The following is a 1,458-nucleotide window of genomic DNA, read 5'->3' on the forward strand; positions in this document are numbered from 1 at the left end:
AGAGTGCGTTCCGCGAGCTGATGCCCCTTTTGTCGATGGGATTGGGATAGGTCGGCTGGTCGGAGGCTCGCCGTTCGGGCTATGGGCGCGGCTGGGTGAACAATCCCGGCTCGGTCTCGACGAGGATGCCACGGCCGGCCAGGCGTTTGAGCTTGGCGCGGACGTTCTGGATGTCGTTCTGCGTCAGGGGCAGGCCCATTGCCCTGGCCAGGTCCCGGGCGCGCAGGGAGCCGCCGACCGCGGCGAAGACGGTGAGGATCTGCTGGTAGGCCGGGTGCTCGGGGACAGCGGGAGGTGGCGCGTCCGCTTGGGTCGGGGCGGGATCTTCGCCGGCGAGGGAGATGAGGGTCTTGCGGCTGATCCGCAGGTGCTCGATCGCCTGGCTGAGTTCGCTCAGACGCGCGGTGAGCGTGTCGATTTCCGCCTGGGTCTGCTCGATCTGGCAGGTCAGGGCTTGTTCGCGGGCGTCGATCCGGTCCAGGAGCCAGGTGCCGGGGTCGGCCTGCCCGGCGTCGGGCCGGGTCATGTCCACCGCCATGACGGGGACGTGCCACGGGTCAGGCGGCGGGACATCACGTCCGTCATCGCCCAATACACCCGTGATTCGGAACTGGCCGGAAGGTGCTCGAAGTCGCGGACCAGACGCCGGTGGAACATCAAGATGCCGTAGGTCTGCTCGACGACCCATCTCTTCGGCTGGGGGACGAACCCCTTGTCGGCGGGGTTGCGTTCGACGATCTCCACGTCGATCCCCAGGCCGGCGCCATAGGCGACGACCGTGTTCTTGAACCCCTGGTCGGCCAGCGCTTTGGTCACCGCGCCGTCGGTGCCGGCGGCGACCCGGTCCAGCAGGGCGATCCCGGCGGTGTTCTCGTGGGCCGAGGCGGCCAGCACGACCACGGCGATGACCAGGCCCAGCACGTCCACCGCCAGGCCCCGTTTTCTCCCCGGTACCCTTTTCGCGGCATCCCGTCCGGTCGTGGAGGCGGGAACCCCGGCCGCGGCGTGGACGCTCTGGGTGTCCAGCACGACCAGGCTCGGGTCGGCTAATCGTTTCTTCTTCTCGCGCAGATGCCAGCGCAGCAGGTCGTGGATCACTTTGTCGGTGCCGTCGTCGCGCCACTTGCCGAAGTAGTAGTACGTCGCGCTCTTGGGTGGCAGGTCATGCGGGAGAAAGTCCCATTGAACGCCGGTTCGTCCCTGGTAGCGGATGGCGTTGACGATCTCTCGTAACTCGTAGTTGCCCTCGTGGCCGCTGACGGAGGGGTGGGCGGCCTTCCACGCGGTGAGCACGGGCTCGATCAAGGCCCACTCCGCGTCGGACAAGTCGCTGGGGTACGGCTTGCGCTCGGTCACCCGGCCATCCCAGCACATCCGAGCCCACCGACCGGCGGTAACGCTACAAATCCATACGATCACACTGCGACATCACAGGCATATGCTCGCGGAACGCACTCT

At 67.4% G+C, this 1,458-nt stretch carries 2 protein-coding genes; both read right to left on the minus strand.

Annotated elements, in window-relative coordinates; genetic code table 11:
• Nucleotides 1-79: 79 nt before the first annotated feature.
• On the minus strand, nt 80-526 hold the full coding sequence (locus ABGB08_RS54565) for a hypothetical protein (RefSeq protein ID WP_347608502.1): 447 nt from the start codon (nt 524-526) through the stop codon (nt 80-82).
• Complete coding sequence (locus ABGB08_RS54570; protein ID WP_347608504.1) at nt 523-1,356, minus strand: IS5 family transposase; 834 nt, start codon at nt 1,354-1,356, stop codon at nt 523-525. Before ABGB08_RS54570 ends, ABGB08_RS54565 begins: the two co-directional genes overlap by 4 nt.
• Nucleotides 1,357-1,458 lie beyond the last annotated feature (102 nt).

The sequence above is a fragment of the Acrocarpospora sp. B8E8 genome, from assembly GCF_039871605.1.
Lineage (GTDB): Bacteria > Actinomycetota > Actinomycetes > Streptosporangiales > Streptosporangiaceae > Acrocarpospora > Acrocarpospora macrocephala.